Annotated in this window: 25 protein-coding genes; 12 read left to right on the top strand and 13 right to left on the bottom strand. The window is 65.5% G+C overall.

The annotated features are described in order from the left end of the window. Window positions 1-30 precede the first annotated feature (30 nt). Window positions 31-834: a hypothetical protein gene (locus AC3WMU_RS03350; protein WP_492281807.1), complete on the bottom strand. Its 804-nt coding sequence runs from the start codon at window positions 832-834 to the stop codon at window positions 31-33. Between the two features lie 143 nt (window positions 835-977). Here AC3WMU_RS03350 and AC3WMU_RS03345 point away from each other — a divergent pair, with 143 nt between their 5' ends. Next, the gene (locus AC3WMU_RS03345) at window positions 978-1571 is read left to right on the top strand and encodes a BPSL1445 family SYLF domain-containing lipoprotein (RefSeq protein WP_006225196.1); all 594 of its coding nucleotides are present in this window, start codon (window positions 978-980) and stop codon (window positions 1569-1571) included. Between the two features lie 64 nt (window positions 1572-1635). Here AC3WMU_RS03345 and AC3WMU_RS03340 read toward each other — a convergent pair whose 3' ends face one another. Further along, on the bottom strand, window positions 1636-2277 hold the full coding sequence (locus AC3WMU_RS03340; RefSeq protein ID WP_006225197.1) for a glutathione S-transferase family protein: 642 nt from the start codon (window positions 2275-2277) through the stop codon (window positions 1636-1638). A 122-nt stretch (window positions 2278-2399) separates the two neighbouring features. Between AC3WMU_RS03340 and AC3WMU_RS03335 the strand changes: the two genes are divergently transcribed. The 3 genes from AC3WMU_RS03335 to AC3WMU_RS03325 all read left to right on the top strand — a co-directional run bounded on the left by AC3WMU_RS03335 (window position 2400) and on the right by AC3WMU_RS03325 (window position 4194). Next, entirely contained in the window at window positions 2400-2888 is a 489-nt protein-coding gene (locus tag AC3WMU_RS03335) for a nucleoside deaminase (RefSeq protein WP_006225198.1), read from the top strand. Window positions 2889-3079: 191 nt separating this feature from the next. Next, window positions 3080-3658, top strand: a complete 579-nt coding sequence (locus AC3WMU_RS03330) for a hypothetical protein (protein WP_006225199.1) — start codon at window positions 3080-3082, stop codon at window positions 3656-3658. Between the two features lie 29 nt (window positions 3659-3687). Beyond that, window positions 3688-4194, top strand: coding sequence for a hypothetical protein (locus tag AC3WMU_RS03325; protein ID WP_280028164.1), 507 nt, complete (start codon window positions 3688-3690; stop codon window positions 4192-4194). 7 nt (window positions 4195-4201) lie between these two features. Here AC3WMU_RS03325 and AC3WMU_RS03320 read toward each other — a convergent pair whose 3' ends face one another. After that, a complete protein-coding gene (locus tag AC3WMU_RS03320; protein ID WP_006225201.1) occupies window positions 4202-4813 on the bottom strand; it encodes a cysteine hydrolase family protein in 612 nt (203 codons plus the stop codon). A 149-nt stretch (window positions 4814-4962) separates the two neighbouring features. On the opposite strand from AC3WMU_RS03320, the gene AC3WMU_RS03315 reads away from it, so the two are divergent. The 3 genes from AC3WMU_RS03315 to dmeF all read left to right on the top strand — a co-directional run bounded on the left by AC3WMU_RS03315 (window position 4963) and on the right by dmeF (window position 7285). Beyond that, complete coding sequence (locus AC3WMU_RS03315; protein WP_280028166.1) at window positions 4963-5919, top strand: GlxA family transcriptional regulator; 957 nt, start codon at window positions 4963-4965, stop codon at window positions 5917-5919. 79 nt (window positions 5920-5998) lie between these two features. Then, window positions 5999-6271 (top strand): metal/formaldehyde-sensitive transcriptional repressor, encoded by a 273-nt coding sequence (locus AC3WMU_RS03310; RefSeq protein WP_006225203.1) that lies wholly within the window; start codon window positions 5999-6001, stop codon window positions 6269-6271. 30 nt (window positions 6272-6301) lie between these two features. Beyond that, window positions 6302-7285 (top strand): CDF family Co(II)/Ni(II) efflux transporter DmeF, encoded by a 984-nt coding sequence (gene dmeF / locus AC3WMU_RS03305; RefSeq protein ID WP_454677250.1) that lies wholly within the window; start codon window positions 6302-6304, stop codon window positions 7283-7285. On the opposite strand, the gene AC3WMU_RS03300 is transcribed toward dmeF, so the two are convergent. Then, a complete protein-coding gene (locus AC3WMU_RS03300) occupies window positions 7282-8136 on the bottom strand; it encodes an AraC family transcriptional regulator (RefSeq protein WP_492281806.1) in 855 nt (284 codons plus the stop codon). The genes dmeF and AC3WMU_RS03300 overlap by 4 nt on opposite strands. 134 nt (window positions 8137-8270) lie before the next feature. Here AC3WMU_RS03300 and AC3WMU_RS03295 point away from each other — a divergent pair, with 134 nt between their 5' ends. Further along, the gene (locus tag AC3WMU_RS03295; protein WP_088591220.1) at window positions 8271-8816 is read left to right on the top strand and encodes a carboxymuconolactone decarboxylase family protein; all 546 of its coding nucleotides are present in this window, start codon (window positions 8271-8273) and stop codon (window positions 8814-8816) included. A 65-nt stretch (window positions 8817-8881) separates the two neighbouring features. Here the strand turns inward: AC3WMU_RS03295 and AC3WMU_RS03290 are convergent, their stop codons facing one another. After that, entirely contained in the window at window positions 8882-9499 is a 618-nt protein-coding gene (locus AC3WMU_RS03290) for a TetR/AcrR family transcriptional regulator (RefSeq protein WP_492281805.1), read from the bottom strand. 250 nt (window positions 9500-9749) lie between these two features. On the opposite strand from AC3WMU_RS03290, the gene AC3WMU_RS03285 reads away from it, so the two are divergent. Beyond that, on the top strand, window positions 9750-10895 hold the full coding sequence (locus AC3WMU_RS03285) for an MFS transporter (protein WP_492282347.1): 1146 nt from the start codon (window positions 9750-9752) through the stop codon (window positions 10893-10895). Between the two features lie 66 nt (window positions 10896-10961). Here AC3WMU_RS03285 and AC3WMU_RS03280 read toward each other — a convergent pair whose 3' ends face one another. Continuing rightward, complete coding sequence (locus tag AC3WMU_RS03280) at window positions 10962-11351, bottom strand: hypothetical protein (RefSeq protein ID WP_424625488.1); 390 nt, start codon at window positions 11349-11351, stop codon at window positions 10962-10964. Between the two features lie 287 nt (window positions 11352-11638). Here AC3WMU_RS03280 and AC3WMU_RS03275 point away from each other — a divergent pair, with 287 nt between their 5' ends. Further along, on the top strand, window positions 11639-12940 hold the full coding sequence (locus AC3WMU_RS03275; protein WP_088591190.1) for a UDP-N-acetylglucosamine 1-carboxyvinyltransferase: 1302 nt from the start codon (window positions 11639-11641) through the stop codon (window positions 12938-12940). Window positions 12941-12946: 6 nt separating this feature from the next. Here AC3WMU_RS03275 and AC3WMU_RS03270 read toward each other — a convergent pair whose 3' ends face one another. The 5 genes from AC3WMU_RS03270 to AC3WMU_RS03250 all read right to left on the bottom strand — a co-directional run bounded on the left by AC3WMU_RS03270 (window position 12947) and on the right by AC3WMU_RS03250 (window position 18466). After that, complete coding sequence (locus tag AC3WMU_RS03270; protein ID WP_492281804.1) at window positions 12947-14236, bottom strand: acyl-CoA thioester hydrolase/BAAT C-terminal domain-containing protein; 1290 nt, start codon at window positions 14234-14236, stop codon at window positions 12947-12949. A gap of 9 nt (window positions 14237-14245) precedes the next feature. Then, window positions 14246-15232 (bottom strand): Bug family tripartite tricarboxylate transporter substrate binding protein, encoded by a 987-nt coding sequence (locus tag AC3WMU_RS03265; protein WP_035213303.1) that lies wholly within the window; start codon window positions 15230-15232, stop codon window positions 14246-14248. A 104-nt stretch (window positions 15233-15336) separates the two neighbouring features. Next, window positions 15337-15894 carry a DUF1415 domain-containing protein gene (locus AC3WMU_RS03260; protein ID WP_454677255.1) on the bottom strand — a complete coding sequence of 186 codons (558 nt, stop codon included), beginning with the start codon at window positions 15892-15894 and terminating at the stop codon, window positions 15337-15339. Window positions 15895-15963: 69 nt separating this feature from the next. Beyond that, on the bottom strand, window positions 15964-17436 hold the full coding sequence (locus tag AC3WMU_RS03255; RefSeq protein WP_454677256.1) for a M20 family metallopeptidase: 1473 nt from the start codon (window positions 17434-17436) through the stop codon (window positions 15964-15966). Window positions 17437-17548: 112 nt separating this feature from the next. Continuing rightward, window positions 17549-18466 carry a LysR family transcriptional regulator gene (locus tag AC3WMU_RS03250; protein WP_492281803.1) on the bottom strand — a complete coding sequence of 306 codons (918 nt, stop codon included), beginning with the start codon at window positions 18464-18466 and terminating at the stop codon, window positions 17549-17551. A 103-nt stretch (window positions 18467-18569) separates the two neighbouring features. Here AC3WMU_RS03250 and AC3WMU_RS03245 point away from each other — a divergent pair, with 103 nt between their 5' ends. Both AC3WMU_RS03245 and AC3WMU_RS03240 read left to right on the top strand, forming a co-directional pair. Further along, on the top strand, window positions 18570-19526 hold the full coding sequence (locus AC3WMU_RS03245) for an alpha/beta hydrolase (protein ID WP_492281802.1): 957 nt from the start codon (window positions 18570-18572) through the stop codon (window positions 19524-19526). 19 nt (window positions 19527-19545) lie between these two features. Next, window positions 19546-20535, top strand: coding sequence for a Bug family tripartite tricarboxylate transporter substrate binding protein (locus tag AC3WMU_RS03240; protein WP_280028181.1), 990 nt, complete (start codon window positions 19546-19548; stop codon window positions 20533-20535). 115 nt (window positions 20536-20650) lie between these two features. Here the strand turns inward: AC3WMU_RS03240 and AC3WMU_RS03235 are convergent, their stop codons facing one another. Further along, window positions 20651-22279: a methyl-accepting chemotaxis protein gene (locus AC3WMU_RS03235; protein ID WP_315139237.1), complete on the bottom strand. Its 1629-nt coding sequence runs from the start codon at window positions 22277-22279 to the stop codon at window positions 20651-20653. 187 nt (window positions 22280-22466) lie between these two features. Continuing rightward, a complete protein-coding gene (purL, locus tag AC3WMU_RS03230; RefSeq protein ID WP_492281801.1) occupies window positions 22467-26516 on the bottom strand; it encodes a phosphoribosylformylglycinamidine synthase in 4050 nt (1349 codons plus the stop codon). Between the last annotated feature and the right edge of the window lie 315 nt (window positions 26517-26831).

Below are 26831 nucleotides of genomic sequence, written 5' to 3'. Positions count from 1 at the left end.
CGGCCGCGCATTGCGCGCTGCAAAGCGAATTTAGCGCGGCGGGATTGCCGTCGTCAATACGCTTGCCGCATCGTTATCGACGGATGCGATCAGGCTTTGAAGCCACGCCCGATGCGCGGCGAAGGTTCCCAACTGCGCGTCGGCCGCATGCCGTTCGCGCAGGAATCGGTCCAGGTACCGGAAGCCGACCGCCTGCGCGGCTTGCCGGAGCGTGTCATCCGGCAGGTCGCGTTCGTACAGGAAATCAAAGCGATGCAGCCAGAACCCTTGCTCGCTGCGGGCGATCACGTCGATATCGCGCGGGCGTTCGATGCTGTAGCGGTTGAACTCCAAACCGTCCTCGTCTTCCAGGACGGCGTAGACCATGCTGTCCTGGTCCCAAAGCGCGATCCAGACCGGGCCATCGGACACGCCGGGCCGCGGGTAGGCACGCGTTGGGGGGCCGACGCAGATGCCGCGGAACGCCTCGTGCAGGCAAGTGCCGGATGACAACTGCACCAATGGCTCGGACACGCCAAGCCGCCGCAGCGCCGCGATCCGTTCTGCTTCGCTGCGGTCCGCCATCTCGGCCACCGTGCCGCCGCAATGGCGGCACACGCGGGCGTCCCGCAGGATGCGCTGGCCGCATCCCGGGCAATCGATGTGCGTCGCGACAACAGGCTGCCTGGCGCGCGGCGAGCGGTCGTCGATGGTCATCAGGAAAATGCCGGCCACGACCGGGCTGATCAGGCAGGCAAGAATCGTCCAGCCGACCGCCTTGCGCCCCCGCCGGGCCGCCAACAGGCCGACCCCCAGGGACAACGCAATCCAAAGGAGGATAAGGGAAATGAGCATGGCGCGATGTTAAACCGATGGCGCACGCGGTTTATTTGCGCGCGGCGATCGAAACCGCGTCCGAAGGCGTCGGGCGGGAGTAATCTTCACCCTAGCGTCAACCCTGACGCAACCCGGTCGCTTGCAACCAAAAGGAAGTCCACATGCTCAACTCTTTTTCGAAATTGCGTAAAACTGGCGTGGCCGCGTTGACGCTCGGGGTGGCCAGCGTGTTCCTTGCCGGTTGCACCATGAACGGCCCACAGGCGTCGCCCACCGCCGCCGAAAAGCGCCAGGAACTGAATGCCGCCACCTCCGCCACCTTGTCCAAGCTGTACGAGGCCGCGCCGCAGTCCAAGCAATTGGTCGCGCAAGCCCGTGGCGTGCTGGTATTTCCGGCGGTGCTGAGCGCCAGCTTCATCGTCGGCGCGCAGCATGGAACGGGCGTGTTGCGGGTGAACGGCCAGGACACCGGCTACTACAGCATCACGGGCGGCTCGATCGGATTCCAGGCGGGCGCCCAGTCCAAAGCCATGGTGGTGCTGTTCATGACGGATGACGCCCTGGCCAAGTTCCGCGCCAGCAGCGGGTGGACGATCGGGGCCGATGCGACGGTTGCCGTGGCGAACGTGGGCGCAAACGGCAATATCGATTCCAATACCGTGCAGCAGCCCATCGTGGGCTTTGTCATGAACAACGGCGGCCTGATGGCCGGCGTGTCGGTAGACGGCAGCAAGATTTCCCCGCTGCTGCTGTAACGCCATCCGTAAAAGACCAGGGGCCCGCCGATTGGCGGGCCCCTGGTCTTTTACGAGTGCGGCTTCAAGCCAGCATCGGCGCCATATCCGGGTCGCCCTGCTTCATCGCGCGACGGTACGCGTCACGGGCGCCGATGCGCTGCAGATAGGCCAGGATATTCGGATACGGCGACAAGTCGAACGGGTAGAACAGCCGCATCGTCGTCAACGAGAACACCGCGATGATGTCCGCGGCGGTCAACGCGTTGCCCGCCAGATAATCGTTCGCCCCCAAGCGTGTATCGATCAGGCTCAGCGCCTGCTTGCGCCGGGCATCGGCAAACTGCACAACCGGCTTGTCTGCCGGCACCTCGGCCCGGGCCAGGACCATGCACCGCATCAAAGCGGGCTGCAGCGAGCCGTTGGCGAAATGGAACCAATAAAGATAATCCGCGAAGTTCGCATCGGCCGGCGCCGCCGTCAGGCGTCCATTGCCAAACTTGGCCAGCAGGTATTCGACGATGGCGGTGGATTCGGCCAGCACGGTGTCGCCGTCGGTAATGATGGGCGCGGTGCCCAGCGGATGCAGCGCCTTGTATTCGGGCGGCGCCAGGCGGGTGACCGGGTCGCGGTCATAGACCTTCAATTCGTAGGGGATGGCGAGTTCTTCGCACAGCCACACGATGCGTTCGGATTGCGATTTTCCCAGATGATGGACGGTCAGCATGCAGATTCCCCGGTTCGGATACGCCAGCGCGTTAACCCCGCCACTCTACCCTGCTTGGCCAGCACCGCGATATCCTTGGGCCATTCCCGGCAGACGCCGCTTTCCAGAACAAGGAGACCCCCGTGATCAACGAACAGGACAAGAAGCACCTTGCACGGTGCGTGGCGCTGGCCAGGCAAGCCCTGGAGTCGGGCGACGAACCCTTCGGTTCCATCCTGGTGTCCGCCGATGGCAAGGTGCTGTTTGAAGACCACAACCATGTGGCGGGCGGCGACCACACGCAGCATCCGGAATTCGAGATTGCCCGCTGGGCCGCCAACCATGTGCCGGCATCCGAGCGGGCCAGCTGCGTCGTCTATACCTCGGGCGAACATTGCCCGATGTGTTCGGCCGCGCATGGCTGGGTGGGCCTGGGCCGCATCGTCTACGCCAGTTCGTCCGCACAGTATTCGGCGTGGATGCGCGAATGGGGCGTGCCGGCGTCGCGGGTGCGGCCGCTGGCCATTGGCGAAGTGGTGGACGGCATAGAAGTCGACGGGCCGGTCGCGGAGTTTGCCGAGCAAGTCCGTCTGCTGCATCAGCAGAATGTGCAAAAGCGGACCGGGGCGTAAGACACTCCGTTGGTTAACCGATAGATACATTCCGCCGAAAACCGGCAACGCTTTGACGCAATCTGCATGCTAATTTAGGCGCCCGTAACCGCCCTCGCCTGAGGGCGGCATTTTCCCCTCTATTCATGACCATGCACACGACGCCTGATCGCGATACGACTACCGCCCATAAGCCGAAGCGGATTTCCCGGATGATTCCCCTGGCGTTCGGCCTTGCGCTTGCCGTGGCTTCGCCCATTATTGCGGCGCAGAATGCGGGCGCGGTGCGGGCCCATGGCCCCGCCCAGCCTAATGGCGCCGCCGTCCAGCAGAACGCCGCCCCCCTTCAGCAGAGCGGCGCTGCCCCCCAACAAAGCGTCGCACCGGCCCAGCAGAATGGCGCCGCCCTTGCGCCGGTCGCCAAGACCGAAATCAAGAACCAGGCCGCCTACGAACGCCTGCTGAACAACAGCGGCGTCAGCGTGCAATGGCTCTGGTCCGCCGATCGCGGCCACCTGACCGCAAAAGATGAAAACGACGTCGTGCGCATCGATGGCACGCAAGCCAACTTTGAAGGCACCTTGAAAATCAAGGGTGAAATCGTCTCAATCGACAGCGACCGCTTTGTGTTCCGCGGCACCATCCTGATCCTGGATGCGCCGGATAAAGGCCGTCGCTGCGAACGCACTGGCGACTACGAGTTCCGCGCCACTGGCAAACGCAAATACTGGCGTTTGCAGCAGATGGAAAGCTGCGGCCGCCTGACCGACTACGTCGATATCTATTACTAAGCCGCCAGCGCCTCGACCCGGAATCCACGATGCCCCCTACCGCGATCAAATGGCTGGCCAGCATTGCATTTGGCCTGTTGGTTGGCAGAGCCGCCTACGGCATGGTCAATCCGCTCTTGATCCTCGCGTTCGGGCTGAACGGGCCGGCGGCGGGCGCCGACGTGGCTGCCGAAGCCGCCACCGTGGACAAACTGCAATTGGCCGGCGGCATCATCACGTTGCTGCTGACGATCGCGGTCGCGGCGGCGCTGGTCCGCGTTCCCAATATGCGCCGCCTGATCGGCTGGGGCTGCGCGCTGTTGGGGATCTCGTTGTTGCTGACGGTCCCCATGAGCCTGCTGACGATGGACTTCCCGGCGCATGATGCGGCGACCGTGGGCGCACGCGCCGCCAATGACGCAAACACGGCGCTCTTCTTCTGGGCGCTTATCTTTGGTTTGCCGTATGTCGGCGGCGGATTGGCGCTGACCATCGCCGGCGTCATCCTGATCCGTAAAAATCCGGGCCTGGCCGAGCCCAGCCCCGCGCGGCCCTAAGCGCCCCTCACACGACGGGCAGCTTCAACACCTGTTCCGTCGTCAAGACATCCCCGAACGTGTCATCAATGCTGGCCAACGCGGCCCGGTGCAGGCTGTCATGCCCGACGACGCTGCCGTCGGCGCGGTCCAGGTCGCGCGTGGCGCAGGCATCTTCGGCCACGATAACGCCGTAGCCCAGCGGCACGGCGTCGCGCGCGGCGCCGGCCACGCAAGCGTGCGTCATCAGGCCGGTGATCACCAGCGTCTTCACACCGGCGGCCTTCAACTGCTGGTCCAGGTCGGTCGTGGGAAACACGCTGACCGAGGATTTGCGCACGACGTGGTGCTTGGCGCCCGGCTGCAATTCGGCATGGAACTCGCCGGTGGGGCTTTGGTCGGCAAAGACCGGGCTGCCCGCAGGCGTGACGTGCTGGACGTGGTAGACGGGAATGCCCGCCTTGTCGGCGTGCGCGATCAAGCGTTGCGCATTGCCCAGCGCCGTCTTGCCCGCGGGAATGGGCAACTTGCCGCTGAAATATTCGTTCTGGAAATCGATCACCAGCAAAGCGGTGCTGGACGCGTCGATCGAGGCCGGGGCGGCGGCGCCGGCCAGCGTACGGATGGTGGGATGGTTCACGGCTTGCCTCTTGGAGTGAAGTGAAAGAAGCCCCAGTGTCCCGCTAACGCCCGGTTGGCGATAGTGGCCCGATGGACAACAATTGCTAGAATCGGGCCAAAGCCATCCTGCCCCTGCACCGGCCCTGCGCCAGCCCCCCCACGCCTGCCATGCATACCGTCGCCGTCATCGCCTTCGAAGGCATCAGCCCGTTCCATCTGTCCGTCCCCTGCATGGTGTTCGGCGACGATCTGGCCCGCTTGGGTGTGCCGCGGTATCAGTTGCTGATCTGCGGCGAACGAACCGGGCTGATCCCCACGATGTCCGGGTTCAACATCGAGGTCGAACACGACCTGTCGGCGCTGGCCCAGGCCGACACCATCATCATGCCCGCGTGGCGCGACCCCGAGGAATCCGCGCCCCCCGCGCTGCTGGACGCATTGCGGGCCGGCCACGCCCGCGGCGCCCGCATCGCCGGGCTATGCCTGGGCACCTTCGTGCTGGCCGAAGCGGGTTTGCTGGACGGGCGCACGGCGGCCACGCACTGGGTATGGGGCGACGATTTCGAGCGCCGGCATCCGAAAGTCCGCCTGGACCGGAAATCCCTGTACATCGATGACGGGGATATCCTGACGTCCGCGGGCACGGCCGCCGCCATCGATTGCTGCCTGCACCTGCTGCGCCGCGATCACGGCGCCGAGATCGCCAACCGCGTTGCCCGCCGCATGGTCGTCGCCCCCCATCGGCATGGCGGCCAGGCTCAATACATCGAGCAGCCGCTGCCCGAACGCAAGGGCTCGGACATGCTCAGCGCCACGTTGGACTGGGCCATCGAAAACCTGCAGCAGCCCCTGACGCTGGACCTGCTGGCCGATAAAGCCGGCATGAGCCGCCGCAACTTCACGCGGCGATTCAAGGCGAAGACGGGCGCCACGGTGTCCGGCTGGGTGTTGAACCACCGCCTGGCCGCCGCGCAGCGCCTGCTTGAGACCAGCGGCCAAGCGGTAGACCAGATCGCTGAAAACGTCGGTTTCGGGTCATCGGTGTCGTTTCGGCAGCACTTCACGCACGCGTTCGCGATTTCGCCTTCCGCCTACCGCAAGCAGTTCCGGGCAAACGTCGCGTAGGCCTTACCGGATATCGCTTGCCAGCAATGGCTTGGGCTGAATAATATAGTCCCCTACACTATATTTTTGCCCGCCATCCATGTCGCATCTTCACGCCCAGAACGCCAAACTCATCGCCCGCGTACGCCGCATCAAAGGCCAATTGGAAGGCGTGGAACGCGCGCTGGAATCCCAAGCGCCATGCGCGGAGATCTTGCGCCAGCTCGCCTCCGCCCGCGGGGCCATGAACGGCTTGACGGCCGAAGTCATGGAAGACCACTTGCGGGAACACGTCCTGGCCGCGGCCACCGACGCCGAACGCCAGCAAGGCGGCGAAGAGCTGGTTGAAGTCATGCGCAGTTATCTGAAGTAAGCCGGCAGCCTCCACGCAAGGGACACCGCCATGAGCCTCCATCACGCCCTTCCCCCCGCCAACCACGACCACGTCTTCCTGGGCGCAGACCATCGCCGCAACGAACGCAAGGTGTGGCTGGTCATCGCGTTGACAGCCAGCATGATGCTGGTGGAAATCATCGCCGGGACGCTCTACGGATCGATGGCGCTGGTGGCCGACGGCTGGCATATGTCCACGCATGCGGGCGCCATGCTGATTGCGGCGCTGGCTTACGGATACGCCCGTCGCCATGCGCAAGATGCCCGTTTCAGTTTCGGCACGGGCAAGCTGGGCGACCTGGCGGCCTTCGCCAGCGCCATCGTGCTGGCGATGGTGTCGCTGCTGATCGGCTGGGAAAGCGCGGTCAGGCTGGCCAACCCCGTCGCCATCCGATTCGACGAGGCCATCGGCATCGCAGTCGTTGGACTGGCCGTGAACCTCGTCAGCGCATGGCTGCTGAAAGACGACACGGACCATCACCATCACACGCACGCCGCCGGACATCGGCATGACCACACGCACGGCCATGGCAATCACGGCCATGCTCACCACGCCGCGCGCGACAACAACTTGCGTTCGGCCTATATGCACGTACTGGCGGATGCGCTGACCTCGGTACTGGCTATCGTGGCGCTGCTGCTGGGCCGCAGTTATGGCTGGTATTGGGCCGACCCGGTCATGGGCATTGCTGGGGCGCTGGTCATCGCGAACTGGTCATGGGCGCTGGTGCGCAACACCGGCGGCGCGCTGCTGGATCAAGTTCCTGGCGACGGCGAACTTGCGGACCGCATCCGCTCTGCCATCGAAACCACCGGCGCGCGGATCACCGACCTGCACGTCTGGCGAGTGGGCCCGGGCCACCACGCCGTCATCGTTTCGGTATCGGCCGATCACCCGCTGGCGCCTTCGGCCTACAAGTCGCGGCTGGCCCACCTGTCCGGCCTGTCTCACGTCACCGTCGAAGTCGAACCTGCGCCGCCGCAAGCGGTCTAGCGGTTCGCCACCAGCCAATCCCGCGGCGAGGCCCCCATCCGTTGCCGGAAGGCTTTGGACAAGGACGACGCGCTGGCAAAGCCCAGCTCGTCCGCGACTCGTTTCACGGGGCGGCCTGACCGCATCATCGATGCCGCCAGGCTCAAGCGCCAGTCGGTCAGGTAGGCGGCCGGCGTCGTGCCCGTGGCCTCCTTGAAGGCGGCAGCAAAAGCGCTGCGCGACATGCCGGCGATGGCCGCCATTTTCTCCAGCGGCCAATCGTCTCGCGGCGCCTGGTGCAGGGCCACCAGCGCCCGGGCCAGCTTCGGATCCGCCAGCCCCATCACCAGCCCACTGCTGACTCCGGCCTGTGCGGGGTGATCGAGTATCCACCGCAGCAACTGGATCAGCACCACCTCAAACAGCCGATCCGCCAAAAGGCGCGACCCGCAACGTACGTTGTCGGCCTCGGCAAACAGCAGATCCAAGGCGGGCCTGAGCCCTTCGACGGCATTCAACGGCACCCGCAGCACCGGCGGCAAAGACTGCACAAGAGGATTGCGCTCGCCGCCATCGAAATCCAGCGCCGCGCAGGTGAAGTCCGACCCGGCGACGGGCGGATTGATGAACTCATGGTGCATGGCGCGGGGATAGAACAGCAGCGTCGGTTCGGTCAGCGTCATGCGTTGCGGGCCGGCCGCGCCAGGCAGGTGCCGGATTTCCATTTCGCCCTGGCGCAGCACATGCAGAAAGCCCCTGCCCGGCTGCGCCTCGAAGGTCTGGATACCGCAGAGCGCCCCCGTGTGGAACAAGCTGGCGCGCACGCGGAAGCGATCCAGCAGGGCCGACAGACGATCAACAGGGGGAAGCATCGGGGTATTCATGGCTTGGACTATAGGACATGTTTTATGGACATAACAACCCCATACATCCAGGAATGGTACGTACGATTCCCTTAACCCGCCACTACTTGGCGGCGTCCCCTACCCAGACAGGAGTAATGACCATGACCCGCGTATCCCTCATCGATTCCAGCAACACCACCGCCGACCGCGCTGCGCTGCTGACCCAGATCCACGGCGCCTTTGGCGCAACGCCCAACATGTTCAAGGCCGTGGCCAATTCGCCCGCCGCGCTGCAAAGCATGTGGGGCGCGTTCGGCGCCTTGGGCGGCGGCGTCATCCCGGCCAAGCTGGGCGAACAGATTGCCGTGGCGGTGGCCGACCGCAATGCCTGCGAATATTGCCTGGCCGCCCACACGGCGCTGGGCCGCAAGGCCGGCGCCAGCGCGGAAGAGATGTCGGCAGCCCAGGCCGGCCAAGCGACGGACCCCAAGACGGCCGCCGCCTTGCGCTTTGCATTGCAGTTGGTGGAAGCACGCGGCCAGGTCAGCCAGGCGGACGTGCAAGCCGTGCGCGCCGCGGGCTTCAACGACGAAGCCATCGTCGAAATCCTGGCGCATGTGGCGCTGAACCTGTTCACGAACTATGTGAACGTGGCGTTTGCGGTGCCCGTGGACTTTCCCGGCGTGAAGCTGCGCCGAGCGGCGTAAGCGCATGGCGGGACGCGGGCGTGGTCCGTCGGCTTGCCGGCAGCCCGCTGCGGCCCCGCCAGCGCTTATGCCTGGCTGCGCGAGGCGTCCCAGATTGTCATCAGCTGCGTGATCGCGGCGTCGAAGGTGGGATAGCGGACACCATCGCGCGCCAGCGTGGACACCCCCACCAGGAACCCGTCAAACACGCACGCCAGGGACCGGGCGTCCGTCGTGGCGGACAATTCGCCACTGGCGATGCCGCGTTCCACGCAATGGACAAAGCCCGCACGGGTGCGTTGGCGTGAGGCCGTCAGGGGTTTGGTCACGTCCGCGTGCTCGGGCGTCGGTGCGCTCATGACGCCCAGCGCCACCATGCAGCCCTTGGGATGCCCCCGCTCGCACTGCATCTTCGACGATTGGCGCAACGCCAGTTCGACCGCATTGCGGGCGGGCATGGCGTCGTCCCACAGGCATTCCGTGACCTGCGCATAGGTTTGCAAATAGCGCTGCACGGTCTCTTGAAACAAGGCCTCTTTCGACCCGAAGGCTGCGTAGAAGCTTGGCGCGGAAATGCCGCCGCCAATGCCGGCTTTCAGTTGGCTCAACGACGTGGATTCGTAGCCCTGCTCCCAGAATAGATGCAACGCCTGGTCGATCGCCTGGTGACGATCAAACGCGCGCGGCCGGCCCATCTGCGCCATATCAGACTCCTTTGATCACGACATCCATACTACTCGATACAAAAGTCGTTGACAACGCGTTGGCTCGCACCCTACATTTGTACCGATCGATATATAAATGGTGAGCCATTGCCGACGGTCAGCCGTCCGCCCGTCTGCCCGATCGGTCCCGATTCATCTTCAAAAGGATTTTTGTGTGAGCCACTTTTCCACTCAGGCCGGACAGCCCGCCTCCGACCGCCTGCCCGTCTCTGCCCTGCTGGCGCTGGCGATGACCGGCTTTATCTGTATCGTCACCGAGACCTTGCCCGCCGGACTGCTGCCGCAGATCAGCGACGGGCTGGATGTCAGCGCGTCGCTGGCCGGCCAGATGGTCACCGCCTATGCGCTGGGTTCGCTGCTGGCGGCCATTCCGCTGACGATCGCCACCCACGGCTGGCGGCGCCGCAACGTCCTGCTGCTGACCATCGTCGGCTTCCTGGTCTTCAATTCGGCCACGGCCCTGTCATCCCATTACGGAGTAACCTTGGTGGCGCGATTCTTTGCCGGCGTGGCGGCGGGGCTGGCCTGGAGCCTGCTGGCCGGTTATGCGCGGCGCATGGTCGCCCCCTACCAGCAAGGCCAGGCGATGGCGCTTGCCATGGTGGGCACACCCATCGCCTTGTCCCTGGGCGTGCCGCTGGGCACCTTGCTGGGATCCGCGGTGGGCTGGCGCGCGGCGTTCTGGATCATGTCCGGATTGACGTTGGTGCTGATCGCGTGGGTGCTGGCCAAGGTGCCCGACTACCCCGGCCAGTCCGCTCATGAGCGCATGCCGCTGCGCCGCGTCTTCGCGACGCCTGGCGTGCGGCGCGTGCTGGCCGTCGTCATCGCGTGGATGCTGGCCCACAACATCCTCTACACCTACATCGCGCCCTTTGTCGCGCCTGCCGGACTGGGCGCGCGAGTGGACCTGGTGCTGTTCATATTTGGGGCATCCGCGCTTGTCGGCATCTGGATCACGGGCAAGCTGGTCGACCGCCACTTGCGTTCGACGGTGCTGGCCAGCCTGGCCGCGTTTGGCGCCACCGCGCTTGCGTTTGGCCTGGTCCCGGCAAATCCGGCCGTGATCTACGTGGGAATCGCGGTGTGGGGAATCAGCTTTGGCGGTGCAGCCACGCTGCTGCAGACGGCGCTGGCAGACGCAGCCGGCCGCGGCGCCGACGTGGCGCTGTCCATGAATGTCGTCGCCTGGAATGGGGCGATTGCCGGCGCGGGCGTGGTGGGCGGCATGCTGCTTGACGTGTGGGGCGCAGGCGTTTTCCCGTGGGCCCTGGTAATCCTGGCGGGTGTTGCGTTCATGATTGCGTCGTCGGGCCACGCTTACGCGTTCCGGCCCGGGCTGCGCAGTTCGGGTGCGGTCGTCGTCGGACATTGAGCCTGCGCTTGCCGAGCGGGCGCCTGCATCGCGGGCGCCAGCCTCGGTCCAAGCCCAGCGCCCTCGTCACCGCAGGTGGTAGTACCCCACAAGCTCCGGCGTGAACGTGACCTTATCGCTGCCCACCGCCGCCAGTATCCCGTTGCGCACGGCCTCGCTGGGGCTGCCGTAGACCTCCATGCGCTTGACCTCGCAGTGCTTCATGACCGCGGCGATATGGGGGTCAGACACTTCCCAGTGGCGCAGGATCGCGTCGGAGTCCTTGTACAACTGGAAGCTGTAGCACAGCGCCTGGTCGGCATCGATGAACACCTGCACCATCAACTGCGGTGCATTCTGCTGGGCGAACCGCACAGCATCGTGGATCGCGTGCTTGAATTCGTCCGCATGATCGCGATCGAATGCCATGGTGTTGCGCAGCAGGATGGCGTGTTCCGGCCTGGGGGTTTCGCTCATGAGGGCTCTCCGGGAAAGGGATGCGGAATTTGGACACTGTCCCGCATTGTGCGGCGCGTGTGCCCCGCCATCGCGATTGACCCGATTTCCCTATAGGCCTTGGCAGATTAGCTTGCGGCTTCTACGCCATAATTTCGGGTTGCCGCAAGCGCCGGGTTGAGCACTCCAGGTGCGGATGCATGCAGTTTGAAACGTTTGGAATACTCCGTCCCCAATCCGCGCGGCGCGACGCCAGTACAATTCCCCGCGCTCTCCTCTCTTTTTTCACTCCGGCCGCCTTTCTCCCCATGTCCAACCTCATCGTCCACGGTGGCACGCCCCTGCGCGGCCGCGTCATTCCTTCGGCCAACAAAAACGCCGTACTTCCCATTCTGTGCGCCACGCTGTTGACGGATCAGCCGTTGAAGCTGCATGGGGTCCCGGACATCACGGACGTGCGCAAGATCCTGGACATTTTCCGCACGCTGGGCAGCGAAGTCCGGCTGGATGAGACCACCCGCACGCTGGATCTGCACCACAAGCACACCCAGTTCGACGCCGCCGCCCACCGCCTGCCGGAAGAAATGCGGTCATCCATCATGCTGGTGCCGCCGCTCCTGGCCCGCTTTGGCGTGGCGCGGCTGGAAGACAATGTGAAGGGCTGCACGCTGGGCGTGCGCGAGATCGACCCGCACGTGGAGATCTTCCGTTCATTCGGCGGCGAGGTCGAGCGCGCAAGCGGCTCCTTGCTGGTGCGCAGCAGCGGCGCGCTCAAACCCACCCATCATTGGCTGGACTACGCGTCGGTCACTACGACCGAGAACTTCGTGCTGTGCGCGGCGGCCGCCGAAGGTGAATCGTCGCTGACCAACGCCGCTTCCGAGCCGCACGTGCAGGAATTCTGCCGTTTCATGACGATGATGGGCGCCGATATCGACGGTATCGGCACGTCCCGCCTGACAGTGCGCGGCGGCACGCGCTTGGGTGGCGGCGAGTTCACGTTTGAAGAAGACTTCCACGAAATCACCACGTTCCTGGCGCTGGGCGCCATCACGGGCGGCGACGTCGTGGTGCGCAACCGCACGCCGGGCAATTTCCCGCTGATCGACCGCACGTTCGCCAAGTTCGGCGTGCAGATCGAACACAAGGACGGCTGGTCGCGCGCACTGCGTTCGGGCCCGCTGAAGGTGCAAACGCCCTTCACCAGCAATGTGCTGACCAAGGTGGAAGCGGCGCCGTGGCCGTATTTCCCGGTCGACCTGCTGCCGATTTTCATCGCGCTGGGCGTGTGCGCCGAGGGCAACGCGATGTTCTGGAACAAGGTGTACGACGGTGCCCTGGGCTGGACGGGCGAGCTGTCGAAGTTCGGTGCGCACGTGTTTTCGTCGGACCCGCACCGCGTCGTGACGTTCGGCGGCAATCCACTGACGCCGGCGGTGGTCGAAAGCCCCTACATCATCCGCGTGGCCATCGCCCTGTTCATGGTGGCCAGCAGCATCAAGGGCCGCTCCGAAATCCGCAACGCGACCCCGATTCGCCGGGCGCATCCGCAGTTCGTGGAAAACCTGCGCAGCCTGGGCGTGCAGGTGGAATGGACGAGCGAAGAGTAAGGCAGCTTAGCCTGCGGCTCTGGCCAAGAATTCCAGCACTGCCATGTAAGAGCCCTCGTTGCCCGCCGCGTTCGCGGCGGGCGTACCGCCGGCGTCCAGCAGCAGTCCCGACATCGCATGCGGCTTGCTGATCAGTGTGGCCGGCAAGTAGGGATAGTGCACGTGGTGGCCCGCCCCCATGCACACATGATGGAAGGCGGGCAGGCCGTGCGACTGGCGCTGCCGCATCACGATTTCTGAATAAGCGGTGCTGGGCCAGAAGCCGTCGTCGGACGCGCTGACCAGCATGACCGGGCCGGGATAGTTTTCAACCGGGATGCGCGCGCGTTCAAAGGCGGCGCTGTCGCGGGTGGCGCTCAGGAATGCGTGGGTCTGCCGGTATGGCGGTTCCGACGCGTAGGCCGCTTCCCAATCCGCGCTGGCGTTGTCTTGCCACAAATGCGGCAACGGTTCGCCGCCCTGCGTCCAGACCTGCGCATTGCGCCCCGTCCCGGGCGCACCGGCGCTGACCACGCCATGCGTGACGGGCGACGGCACGTAAGCCACGACCGCACTGACCAGTTCCGGATAGTGCGAGGCCACCAGCAGCGAGGTTTCGCCACCCCGGCTGATGCCGGACAACGCGACAAAGCCGTCGCGCGGCGCCAGTTCGGCGCGTGCCCATTGCAGCACGTGCTGGAAATACTCCAGGGGCATGTCGTTCAGGTACTTGGGCCGCCCTTCGTAGTTGAAGATGGCCAGAGCCAGGCACTGGAACCCGCGGGCGGCGAAGAGCGCGGCGCGCGGCGCATTTACGCCCCCCGACGAGCCGTTCATGTAGATCACCAGCGGATGCGGACCGGGGCCGGCCGGCGTATAGAGTTCGCCCGACACCGTCATGCCGCCGACCTGTTCGCGCACCGCGCGATGGGTCACGCCCTCTTCCAGGAACTCCTGCACCAGCCGCGCCGAGGCGATGTGGCTGCCGTCGGTCGCTTCGATCTGGATGACCAGGGGATCCGTCCGATCGGGCGGAAACACCACGCGGCTCATGTCTTCGCACACCATCGACCACACGATGCCCATCGCTGAGGGTTCGGCATAGTTGCCCGAGACGGGGCTGTCGCGCCCCAAGTCCAGGCTGCCGTCGTGGCCGGCCACGAAGACGGCTTGCGAGCGCCATGGGGCGCCACACATCTGCATGGTGGCGGTGACGGTGATGAAGGCGTAGGCCGGAAAGCCGTCGATGCGGATGTCGCGGGCGACGTCGATCAGCGCGAATTCGGGATTGACGGTGATGCGGGCTTGTTCAGTCACGGGGTGTCCTTACGCTTTCAGATCGGTCTTGGGTACGCCGTTGGCCTTGATGACCTGGGCCCACATGGCGGATTCGTCGGCAATCACCTTGTCCAGATCGGCGGACGACGTGAACTCTACCGCCACGCCCTGTTCGGCGAACTGCTGCACCAGGCTGGGGTCCCGCGTGCCTTCGCGCACCGCGTTCTCCAGCACTTTCACCACCTCCGCCGGCATGGCGGCGGGGCCCGAGATCATCATGCGGGTGTAGAGTTCGAAGTCGTCCACGCCGGCCTCTTTCATGGTGGGCACGTCAGGCAAGCTGGACAAGCGTTTGTCGGCGGTCACCGCCAGCACCTGCAGCTTGCCCGACTTGATATTGGCCAGCGCGGAGGTGGGGAAGTCGAACGTGCTTTGCACCGTGCCGGCCATCAAGTCCAGCAGCGCGGGGCCACTGCCCTTGTAGGGCACGTCCTGAAACTGGGTGCCGGTCTTGGACTGAAAATGCAGCAGCGCCAGGTGGTTGATGACGCCGCGGCCGGCATGGGCGCAGGTGATGTCGCCCGGCTTCTTCTTGGCCAGCGCAATGAATTCCTGCACGTTCTTCACGCCCAGCGCGGGGTGCACGATCAACAGCATGGGCGACTTGCCCATCGACCCCAGTTGCTTGAAGTCCGACTGCTGGTACGGCAGGTTGTTGTACAGCAAAGGGTTCAGGATCATGCCGTTGGTGCCGGCGAACCCAAGCGTATAGCCATCCGGCTCGGCGCGCGCCACGGCCACCGTCGCGATGATGGCCTGACCGCCGGGGCGGTTTTCGACCACCACGTTCTGCTTGAGCGTCTTGCCCATGCGTTCGGCCAGCGCGCGGGCGGCAATGTCGGTCAGGCCGCCGGGCGCAAAACCCACCAGCAGCCGCACGGGGCGCGTGGGGAACGTGCTCTGGGCCCAGACGGGACGGGTCATCAGGGGCAGCGCGGCAAGCGCGCCCAGGGCGTGGCGGCGATTCATTCGCATACGGGTCTCCAGCAAGGAAACGGTATGTTGTATGCAATCTGATTCGTCCGCCATTTAGGGATATCCCGTGAGGGCCTCCCCCCAACAGCGGTCAAGCCCCGCCGTCAGGCCTTGGTCATCAGCTTCTTCCAGCCTTCCAGGCCCAGCTTGTTCATCGTGTCGATGTTCTTTTCATAGATCTCGGCGGCGTCCGGGAAGGATTCCACGGCGCGGTCGATGCTGTCTTCGCGCAGCAGGTGCAGGATGGGGTACGGCGAGCGGTTCGTGAAGTTTTCGATGTCGTCAGGTTGCGTATCGGCGAACTGGAACAGCGGGTGGAAGGTAGCGACCTGAAGCTCGCCCACCAGGCGCATGCGCTTGAGCAAGCGGTCGGACAGTTCTTCGAAATCGTTGAAATCCAGGAAGTCGTCGAGCGCGTCCGGGATGATCAGCAAGGTCGTGTCGATCTTTTCGGGGTCGGTTTCGGCCAGCAGCGCCAGTTCGTCCTGCAGGTCGGTCAGCACGCCCTCGGCGTCGGTGGCGTCGCTGACGGCAAAGCGGATCTGGTCCTTGACCTGGACCGCTTTGGCGAACGGACAGAGGTTCAGGCCGATCACGGCCTTGGTCAGCCAATCGCGGGTTTCGGCAACCACGTTGGCGTAGGCGTCGGAAGTGGAAATCATCGGGTCAGTCCTGAAAAAAGAAAGAGCGCAAGGCCTGGCGGCCCGCGCTCTGTGGGGCATGCGGGTGCGTCAGGCAGCCGGCATGGCCGCCATGGTTTGGGCGACCGCTGCGGTCAGCTTCTTGCCGTAAGGCACGTGCAGGAATTCATTGGGACCGTGGGCGTTGGACTTGGGGCCCAATACGCCGCAGACCATGAACTGGGCCTTGGGGAAGCCCTTTTGCAGGATGCTCATCAGCGGAATCGTGCCACCCTGGCCGATGTAGCCGCAGGGTTGGCCGTAGTATTCCTGGGACGCGGCGTCCAGGGCCTGGGTCAGCCACGGCACGGACGCCGGGGCGTTCCAGCCGGTGGCGGCGCCTTCGTTGGCCTTGAAGATGACCTTGGCGTTGTAGGGCGCGTCGGCTTCCAGCAATTCCTTGATCTCTTGCGAGGCGGCCACGGCGTCCACCAACGGCGGCAGGCGCAGCGACAGCTTGAACGCGGTGCGCGGGCGCAGTACGTTGCCGGCGCTGGACAGCGGCGGCAGGCCTTCGGCGCCGGTCACCGACAGGGTCGGACGCCAGGTGCGGTTCAGCAGGGCCTGTTCGGGTTCGGTCGTCATCGGCAGCACGAAGCCGCCTTCAGCGCCGCAGCTCCAGGGGAAACGGCGCCAGACTTCGTCGCCCAGGATGCGCGCGGTGGCAGACACCTGTTCGATGCGTTCGGCGGGAATCTCGCAGTGCAGGCTTTGCGGCAACAGGCGGCCGGTGCCGCTGTCTTCCAGGCGGTCCAGCAGATGGCGCAGGATGCGGAACGACGACGGCACGACGCCGCTGGAGTCGCCCGAGTGCACGCCTTCGTCCAGCACCTGGACTTCCAGCGTGCCCGACACCATGCCGCGCAGCGACGTGGTCATCCACAGCTGGTCGTAGTTGCCGGCGCCCGAATCCAGGCACACCACCAGGGCCACGTTGCCCAGGCGGTCGCGCAGCGCGTCCACGTATGGCAGCAGGTCATAGCTGCCGGATTCTTCACAGGTCTCGACGATGCCCACGCAGCGCGGACGCGGAATGCCCTGCTTGTCCAGCGCCATGATGGCGGTCAGCGAGGCGTACACGGCGTAGCCGTCATCCGCGCCGCCGCGGCCATACAGCTTGCCGTCTTCGTACTTGGGCGTCCACGGGCCCAGACCCGCGCGCCAGCCCGAGAATTCCGGCTGCTTGTCCAGGTGACCGTACAGCAGCACGGTGTCGCCGTTGTCGCTGCGGGTGGCGGGCGCGTCGAAGAAAATGACGGGCGTGCGGCCCGGCAGGCGCACCACTTCCAGCTTCAGGCCCGACACCTTCTGCGCTTCGACCCATTGCGCCGCATCGCGCACCACGCGCTCGATGAACGCGTTCTTTTCCCAGTCGGCATCGAACGCCGGGCTCTTGGCGGGCACGGCGATGTAGTCGGTCAGCGCGGGGATGATCTCGTTATCCCATTTGTCGTCGACAAATTCCTGGAGGGCCTTGGGGTCCAGGGTGGGCGGCAGTGCGTCTTCGGGGATACGTGCGTTCATGGCGCGGGATCCTGTGTGTGCGGGAAAGGGGTAATTTTCTATTTTATGCCTGAGCGTGCCCGGCGGCATCTTTTGTCCCCGTTTGATCGCTCAAAGCGCCAAAACGGTGCCGTCATCTGGCCGCGTAGGCCTCGATCCGGCTCCATACCTGGCGGGCCAGCGGCTTGGCGTTGTCGACCGACTGGTACAGCCGGATCTCCATATGGATATCGTTGCGGGCGCTGTCGGCGCGCACCAGCGTGCCGGCGCGCAGGTCGGCTTCGATCAGCGTATGCGGCAACCAGGCCAGGCCGAAACCCTGGCGCGCCATCGCGTGCAAGGCATCGGCCAGATCGGATTCATACATGGTCTGCAGCAGCGGCACCATGCAAAGCCCGCGCAGGCGGTCATGCAGGATGCGGCCCAGCGACATGCTGTCCGCGTATGCCAGGAACGGCACGGCGGGGTCCGAGGCCAGCTTGGACACGGCGTGGCGCGGGTGCCGCCCGCCCGGGCTGACGGGCGCGCTGACGGCCACCAGCTTGTCGGCGCCGACGCGCCGGCACCGGTAGCCGGGGTTGTCGATCTTGGCGTACAGCGGCTCGTGCGCATGGCACAGCAGGAAATCCACCTCGCCGTCCGCCAGCATGTCCACCCCGTAATTCAGCGTGGTGGTGATGACTTTCAGCTGGAACGCCGGCATGCCCTGCTGCACGCTGGCCATCACGCCCGGCAGCACGGAATGCGCCAGCGTCTTGCCCGAGGCGATGGTGATCTTGCGGTTGCGCTCCTGCTCGGGCTTCTGCAGCGCCTGGCGTGTGTCGCGCAGGATGTCCAGCACGTCGATGGCCGCAGCCAGCATGCTGCGCCCCGCCGGGTTGAGGGTGGTGGCCTGATGGCCGCGCTCAACCAGCGGCACGCCCGCCCATTCCTCAAGCGCCTTGATGCGGCGCCCGAACGCCGGATGCGTCACGCTGCGCGCCTCGGCCGCCTGGAACATGTTGCGCGACTTCGATAAGGCGACGAAGTCTTCCAGCCATTTGATGTCCATATCTCCTCCGCCCTGTGCCGAATCGGCACAGGAGTGGCTCATTTTGCACAACCCAGATACATCTGGCAACTAACATCGCGGCGTCCATTCCTTGGAAATGCCGATGTCCGACTCCCCTGTCCTGCTCAAATCCATCCGCAGCCATTTCCTGGGCGGCGTCGAAGCCGTGGCCGGCGGCGTGCCGATGCTGCAGAAAAAAGTGGTGGACAACGCGTCGGCCCGCTTGATCGACATGAACGGCGGCTACAGCGTCGGCCAGCTTTACGTGCAGGAATACCGGCTGGCCAAGCCGCTGCATCCCTACCCCGTGTTGCTTTGGCACGGCGGCGGCATGACGGGCGCGCAATGGGAGAGCACGCCCGACGGCCGCGAAGGCTGGCTGTGGCGCCTGCTGCAGGCGGGGTACGACGTGTTCGTATCCGATGCGCCCGAACGCGGCCGCGCGTCCTGGGCGATGTATCCGCAGGTCTATGACAGCGCACCGATCTTCCGGTCCAAGGAAGAAGCCTGGCGCCTGTTCCGCATCGGCCCGGCTTCGGGCTACGCGCCCGCCGGGCAACCGCGCCACGCCTATCCGGCGCAACAGTTCCCCATCGACGCTTTCGACACTTTCGCCAAACAGTTCGTGCCGCGTTGGCTGACGCATGGCGACATGGCGCTGGACGCGTACCGGCAATTACTGGAACTGGCTGGCCCCTGCATCGTCTTCGGCCATAGCCAGGGCGGCGGCTTCGCCACGCTGCTGGCCCATGAATACGCCGCCACCATCCGCGCCGTCGTCGGGCTGGAACCCACCGGCACCCCGGCCGCAGTGCCCTGGCAGTTGCCCCCGCACTTGCTGCTGTGGGGCGATCACTTTCAGGCGGACGAGACCTGGCTGCGCTACCGCGCCCAGACGGACGCCTATTGGCGGGCCCTGCGTGCTGCGGGCGTCCGCGCCGAAACGCTGGACCTGCCTTCCGCCGGCATCGCCGGCAATTCCCATTTCTGCATGCTGGACCGCAATAGCGACCAGATAGCCGGATTGATCGTCGATTGGCTCGACCGCAGCCTCGACTAACCTTCGCCTGGAGACACAGATGAACTTCAAGAAATCCACCATCGCCCTGGCGCTGCTGACCGGCGTCACGCTGGCCGCCGGCGCCGCTTCGGCGCAACAGGCCACCGACTACCCCTCCAAGCCCCTGCGCCTGATCGTGCCGTTCGCCCCCGGCGGCACCGCCGACATCATCGGCCGCGTCTTCGCCGCGCAACTGGGCACAGAACTGGGCGCCACCGTGGTCGTGGAAAACAAGGCGGGTGCCGGCGGCTCGATCGGCACGCGTTATGTCGCCGATGCCGCCCCCGACGGCTACATCTTGCTGCTGGCCTCCTCCAGCACCCACGGCACCAACCCCGCCGTGTACAAGTCGCTAACCTATGACGCCGTGCAGGACTTCACCGCGATCACGCAACTGGTGACCGTGCCGGGCGTGCTGAGCGTGACGAAGGACTTCCCGGCGGCCGATCTGAACGCGCTGATCGCCACCTCCAAGGCGAATCCGGACCGCTACACCTACGCCTCGTCGGGCGCGGGCGGCCTGGGCAACCTGGCCATGGAGCTGATGAAGTCGATGACGGGCGCCAAGCTCATGCACATCGCCTACCGCGGCGCAGGCCCGGCGTTCACCGATGTGATCAGCGGCCAGGTGTCGATGATCTGGGAACCGGTGCCGGCATCGCTGCCCTACATCAAGGGCGGCCAGATTCGTCCGATCGCCATCGCCGCCGATACGCGTTCGCCGGAACTGCCCGACACGCCGACCTTCAAGGAAGCCGGTCTGCCGCGTTATGAAGCCAATGCCTGGAACGGCCTGCTGGCGCCCAAGGGCCTGCCGGAAGACGTGAAGAAGAAGCTGCACGACGCTTCGGTGAAGGCGCTGAACACGCCGGAAGTAAAGGCCAAGATGGCCAGCCTGGGCGGCACGGTCGTGGCCGGCACGTCGGATGAATTCCAGCAGGTGATCGCCAGCGACGTGAAGAAGTGGAAGAACGTGGCGGCCGACGCCAAGATCCAGCTGGATCAATAATCGTCTCGGTACCGCGCTAATGAAAAATGCCCCGCAAGGGGCATTTTTCATTGCATGGCTGGAGCCAGGACTGCCGCGACGAACGCCATCGGCGCCATCAGCGGCATCGCCCCCATCAGGCGCCCAGCAGCGCCGGCTCCGCACCGCGGCCCAACGCGGGCGCTTCCTCGTCGATCACCCGGCCGCCGGCTTGCAGCTTGAACACCGCAACCGCTTCGCGCAGGCGTTGCGCCTGGGTTTCCAGCGACGCGGCGGACGCCGCCGCTTCTTCGACCAGCGCCGCGTTCTGCTGCGTCACGCTGTCCATCTGCGACACTGCCTGGTTCACCTGCTGGATGCCCTGCGACTGCTCTTCGGACGCGCTGGAAATCTCGTTGATGATGTCCGTCACGCGGCGCACCGACACCACGATCTCTTGCATGGTGGCGCCGGCGGCTTCCACCTGGTCCGACCCGATCGACACCTTCTGCACCGACTCGTCGATCAAGCCCTTGATTTCCTTGGCCGCCTGGCCGCTGCGCTGCGCCAGTGCGCGCACTTCGCTGGCGACCACCGCAAAGCCCTTGCCCTGCTCGCCCGCGCGTGCCGCTTCCACGGCCGCGTTCAACGCCAGGATGTTGGTCTGGAAGGCGATACCGTCGATCACGCCGACGATGTCGGCGATGCGCTTGGAGCTGTCGGCAATGCCGCGCATGGTGCCCACCACGTCGCCCACGGCCTTGCCGCCGCGGGTGGCCACTTCAGAGGCCGCCGTCGCCAACTGCGAGGCGCTGCGCGAACTGTCGGCGTTGTTCTTCACGGTGGACGACAATTCGTCCATGCTGGCCGCGGTTTCCTCCAAAGAGGCCGCCTGCTGCTCGGTGCGGGAAGACAGGTCGATGTTGCCGGCCGCGATCTCGCGCGAACCGGTGTGGATCTCTTCCACGCCCAGGCGCACGGCGGACACGGTGCGGGCCAGGCTGTCCTGCATGCGCTTGACCGCGGCGTACAGCACGCCGATCTCGTTGTCGCCGCGCTGCTCGATGCGGTTACTGAGGTCGCCGCTGGCGATGCGGTCGAACAGGCGGCCGGCATCATGCAGCGGACGGAACACCGACCGCGCGAAGACCACGTACAGGCTTACCACCAGCACGGCCACCACGGCCAGCAGACAGACCAGCAGCACGATCGCGCCGTTGATGCGCGCAGACGTGTCGCGCGCCACGCGCTGACCCACATCGTCCGCATAGTCCACGTACTTCTGGATAGCCTGCGTGAAGGCGATGCCCAGCGGGGTGACCTTTTCCAGGTTCAGCCGGCTGGCGTCCTGCGGTTTGCCGGCGCGAATGGCGGCCACCATCGGCGCGATCGCGTCGCGCTGATACACGTCGTAGGCGGCCAGTGCGGCGTCGAACAAGGGCTTGCCCTCGGCGGACGTCTCAGGCTGCTTGCGTGCGCTGTCGATCAGGTCCGACGCCTTCTTGGTATAGCCGTCCAGCCGCTGCATGCTGGCCAGCGTGTCGATGCTCTTGCCTTCCAGCAGCGCGCTCTGCGCCGCCAACAGGACCAGGCGCGCACGCAGCAATTCAGCGCCTGCGCCGTCCACGGCGTTGGCACGGACCAGGTTGGTGTCCAGCAGCAATTCAATCGAAGTGCGGTTGGACGTCAATTGCTGGTACACGGCTGCGCCGGTTACCAGGAAAAGCGCGAAAAAGACGCCCAAGGCGGACGTCAGGATTGCGCGGATACTTAAATTCTTGAACATGAAAGGCCACTCCGGGGTTGCGTAACGCTCATCCGGTTAACGGCCCAATGCAATGAAAAGTTAAATATCTCATTGGGTTACATGCAAAACGCGGCTTCTGCGCCCTGCCCTGGACGAAAAAAAACGGGCCGCAGGGCCCGTTTTGTTCCTGTGCCCGACGTGCGGGCCTGACGTTGCTTGTCCGGCCTTACTTCAGCCAGACGCGCGCGTTGCGGAAGATGCGCATCCACGGGCTGTACGTGCCGCCCTGGTCCGCATTGCCCCACTTTTCGGGCGCCCACGACATCATGACGTTGCGCGTCACGCGTTCCGGGTGCGGCATCATGACCGTGAAGCGGCCATCGGCCGTGGTGACGGAAGTCAGGCCGCCCGGGCTGCCGTTCGGGTTGAACGGGTAGGCTTCGGTGGCTTGGCCACGGTTGTCGATATAGCGTGCGGCAGTCAGCACACGGCTGGCGTCGCCCTGCTGCGAGAAATCGGCAAAACCTTCGCCGTGCGCCACGGCGACCGGGATGCGGGCGCCTTCCATACCGTTGAAGAAGATGGACGGCGACTTGGCCAGTTCCACCATCGACAGGCGGGCTTCGTACTTTTCCGACTGGTTGCGCGTGAAGCGCGGCCAGTGCTCGGCGCCCGGGATCATCGGCGCCAACGCGGCCATCATCTGGCAGCCGTTGCACACACCCAGCGCGAACGTGTCCGGACGCGCGAAGTACGCGGCGAACTGGTCCGACAGCTTGCTGTTGAAGCGGATGGTGCGCGCCCAGCCTTCGCCAGCGCCCAGCACGTCGCCGTAGCTGAAACCGCCCACGGCCACCAGGCCCTGCATCTGCGCCAGGTCCACGCGGCCGGCCAGCAGGTCGGTCATGTGGACGTCAATGGCTTCGAAGCCCGAGGTGTCGAACGCCCAGGCCATTTCGACCTGGCTGTTGCAGCCCTGCTCGCGCAGGATGGCCACGCGCGGACGGCGGCCGGTGTTGATGAACGGCGCAGCGATGTTCTCTTGCGGGTCGAAGGACACATTCGGGCTCATGCCCGGGTCGGTCGTGTCGTTCCAGACGTCCAGTTCAGCCTGGGCGCACGCGGGGTTATCGCGGCGCGCCATGATGCGGTAGGACACTTCGCTCCAGGCGCGGCCCAGTTCGGCGCGCGGCTGGCCCCAGACCTTCTTGCCGTCGCGGTAGAACTCCACTTCGTCGGCGCCGTTCAGGCCGCCGATGACGTGCGAGTGGGCCGACAGGCCCGCGCCGCGCAGCACTTGCATGACAGCGTCGCGCTGCGATGCCGGCACCTGGATCACGGCGCCCGCCTCTTCCGAAAACAGGGCCTTGAGCGTCAGTTCTTCGCGCTGCACCTTCACCTGATCCGGGCGGATCTTGTAGTCGCCCCAATCCGCCGATTGCGGATCGAAAGTCAGCATGTCCAGGTTCACCGAGATACCGGTGCGGCCGGCGAAGGCCATTTCGGTCAGGGTGGCGAACAGGCCGCCGTCGGAACGGTCGTGGTAAGCCAGAATGGTGCCGGCTTCGGCCAAGGTGCGGATGGTGATGAAGAAGGCGCGCAGGTCTTGCGGCGAATCGATATCCGGCACAGTCTCGCCGACCTGGTTGTAGGTCTGCGCCAGGATCGAGCCGCCCATACGGTGACGGCCACGGCCCAGGTCGATCAGGATCAGCACGCTGTCGCCCGCGTCGGTGCGCAGCTGCGGGGTCAGGCTGGCGCGCACGTCGGCCACCGGCGCGAACGCCGTGACGACCAGCGACACCGGCGCCACGACCTGGCGCTGCTCGCCGTCCTGTTCCCAGGACGTCTTCATGGACAGGGAATCCTTGCCCACCGGAATGGACAGGCCCGTGGCCTGGCACAGTTCGCTGACGGCGGACACGGTGTCGTACAGCGCGGCGTCCTGGCCTTCCACACCGCAAGCGGCCATCCAGTTGGCCGACAGCTTGATGTCTTCCAGGCGCGCCACGTCGGCGGCGGCCAGGTTGGTCAGGGCTTCGGCCACGGCCATGCGGCCGGAGGCCGGGGCGTCCAGCATGGCGATGGGGGTACGTTCGCCCATCGACATGGCTTCGCCGCGGAAGCCTTCGTAATCCGCCAGCGTCACGGCGCAGTCCGCCACCGGCACCTGCCAGGGGCCGACCATCTGGTCACGGCTGGACAGGCCGCCAACGGTGCGGTCGCCGATGGTGATCAGGAAGGACTTGTTGGCCACCGTGGGGTGGCGCAGCACGCGGTAGGCGGCTTCAGTCAGGTCGATGCCGGCCAGGTCCAGCGGCGCGGACACGCCGGGCAGACGGCGCACGTCGCGCGTCATGCGCGGCGGCTTGCCCAGGATCACGTCGATCGGCACGTCCACGGGGCGCACTTCGGCGTCGCCTTGCGGGCGAATAGCGTCCAGGCCCGGCAGGCCCTCGCCGTCCACCACGCGCAGTTGGCGCTCTTCGGTGGCCACGCCCACGACCGCGTACGGGCAGCGTTCGCGGCGGGCGATGGCGTCAAAGCGTTCCAGGTCCTTCGGCAGGATCGACAGGACATAACGTTCCTGCGATTCATTGCTCCAGATTTCTGCGGGCGACAGACCCGACTCTTCCAGCGGCACGCGCTTCAGGTCGAAGATGGCGCCGCGGCCGGCGTCGTTGACCAGTTCCGGGAAGGCGTTGGACAAACCGCCCGCGCCCACGTCGTGGATGGCGATGATGGGGTTGTTCTCGGCCTGCTGCCAGCAGCGGTCGATAACTTCCTGCGCACGGCGCTCGATTTCCGGGTTGCCGCGTTGGACGGAATCGAAGTCTAGCTCGGCCGAGTTGCTACCCATGCTGATACTGGAGGCGGCGCCGCCGCCCATGCCGATACGGAAGCCCGGGCCGCCCAGCTGGATCAGCAGCGCGCCGGGGGGAATCACGTCCTTGTGGGTCAGGCCCGCGTCGATGCTGCCCAGGCCGCCCGCGATCATGATGGGCTTGTGGTAGCCCCAGCGCGTGCCGCCGGCGGTCTGCTCGAACGAGCGGAAGTAGCCCAGCAGGTTGGGCCGACCGAATTCGTTGTTGAACGCCGCGCCGCCGATGGGGCCGTCGATCATGATGGACAGCGGCGAAGCGATGCGTTCGGGCAGGCCGTGGTGATCGGCTTCCCAGGGTTGCAGCGCGTCGTCGAAGCGCAGGTGCGACACGGTGAAACCAGTCAGGCCGGCCTTGGGCTTGGAGCCGCGGCCGGTGGCGCCTTCGTCGCGGATTTCGCCGCCCGCGCCCGTCGAGGCGCCGGGGAACGGCGCGATCGCGGTCGGGTGGTTGTGCGTCTCTACCTTCATCAAGGTATGCACGGTGGTGTCGCGGCGGATGTACTTGGCGCCGTCGGCGCCCTCGCCCGTAACGCCGGGCACGCCGGCCTGGAAGCGCTGCGCGGGGCCGCCTTCCATGATGGCGGCGTTGTCCGAATAGGCGACGACCGTGCCTTCCGGCTGCGCCTTGTGCGTGGCGCGGATCATGCCGAACAGCGTGTTGGGCTGTTCCTGGCCATCAATCACCCATTCGGCGTTGAAGATCTTGTGGCGGCAGTGTTCGCTGTTGGCCTGCGCGAACATCATCAGTTCGACGTCGGTGGGGTCGCGCCCCAGGTCGGTGAACGACTTGGCCAGATATTCGATTTCGTCTTCCGACAGGGCCAGGCCCAGCGAGACGTTCGCTTCGGCCAAAGCCTGCACGCCGTTAGCCTGGACGCCCACGGTGCGCATCGGCTTGCCAGCCAGCGTCTGGAACAGTGCCTGGCCGTCGAAGCTGGCGTCGACCACGGTTTCGGTCATGCGGTCGTGCAGACAGTCGGCCGCGCGCGCCAGCATGGCGTCGTCAAACGACTTGGTGCCCAGCAGGCCGCGTTCCGGGGTGATCACGTAGCGCACGCCGCGTTCGATGCGGTGCACCGACGCCAGGCCACAGTTGTGGGCGATGTCGGTAGCCTTGCTGGCCCACGGGGAAATGGTGCCCAGGCGCGGAATGACCAGCAGGGACAGGCTCTTGGCCGGCACGTCGGCCGTGCTGGGCGTGCCGTAATCCAGCAGTTGGGTCAGGTGTTGCTGCTGTTCGGCCGTCAAGGCGGCGTCGGTGCTGACGAAGTGCTCGTAACGGGCGGAGATGTCGGCCACCGGCAGGCCGGCTTCCTTCAGTTGCGCAAGAAGGCGATCACGACGAAAGGAGGACAGGACGGAGGAACCAGGCAGATGCTGAACTAGGGACACGATGCGGGCGCCGTATAAGGATGGGTGCAAAAAGTGATTTTACCTGTTTAGGGGGTTTTCCCGGAGCGCTTGTTCAAGAAGGGTCCGAAGCCGCGGTTTTGTCCCGTGTTACAAAAGAATTCTGGATGCCGCGCACTGGAATGGTGCGAAGCAATATTCCAGTAAAGCCCCGACGCGAACGTGGTTTATCCCTGCCCCGCCGCTTCCTGCACGGGCTGCTCTGGTGCAATGCAGCATGTTGTTGCCGCCCCGCACCACGGGAAAACACGAACTATCGCGTCTGCGGGGCAACGGTAGGATGCAGCGACTTATTCA

It is taken from the genome of Achromobacter sp. FW305-C-13, assembly GCF_058783475.1.
This window is presented reverse-complemented; position numbering and strand designations above follow the sequence as displayed.